The sequence below is a fragment of the Sphingobium sp. CCH11-B1 genome (assembly GCF_001556865.1).
Lineage (GTDB): Bacteria > Pseudomonadota > Alphaproteobacteria > Sphingomonadales > Sphingomonadaceae > Sphingobium.
The window spans coordinates 1-411 of record NZ_LSJY01000122.1 but is presented as its reverse complement, the minus strand read 5'-3'; the positions used below and the strand labels follow the sequence as shown (position 1 = coordinate 411).

The window sequence follows — 411 nt, the reverse complement described above, 5'->3', positions numbered from 1 at the left end:
TGGTGACACGCCTCGAAGAGGAGACCCGGATCGGCAAAGGCGGGACCCTGGCGGCGCAGCTGTCGCGGCTCGACCTGATCGTGCTCGACGAGCTCGGTTATCTGCCGTTCGCCCGCTCGGGAGGGCAGTTGCTGTTCCACCTCATCAGCAAGCTTTATGAGCGGACCAGCGTCATCATCACCACGAACCTCGCCTTCGGCGAATGGCCGACCGTGTTCGGCGATCCCAAGATGACCACGGCGCTGCTCGACCGCGTCACCCACCACTGCGATATCGTCGAGACGGGCAACGACAGCTGGCGCTTCAAAAACCGCAGCTGACAGCCACCTTCGGCGCCTTCAAAAATCTATCTTGCGCTGCGCGCGCCTCCGGTCGGGCTACGCCCGCCCTCCGCCGCACGCAGCGCAAGGC

General features: G+C 65.0%; 1 protein-coding gene. It reads left to right on the top strand.

From position 1 onward, the window contains the following. A partial coding sequence (locus AX724_RS12620) for an ATP-binding protein (protein WP_164847550.1) occupies window positions 1-320 on the top strand: 320 nt, incomplete at its 5' end. Window positions 321-411: the final 91 nt, after the last annotated feature.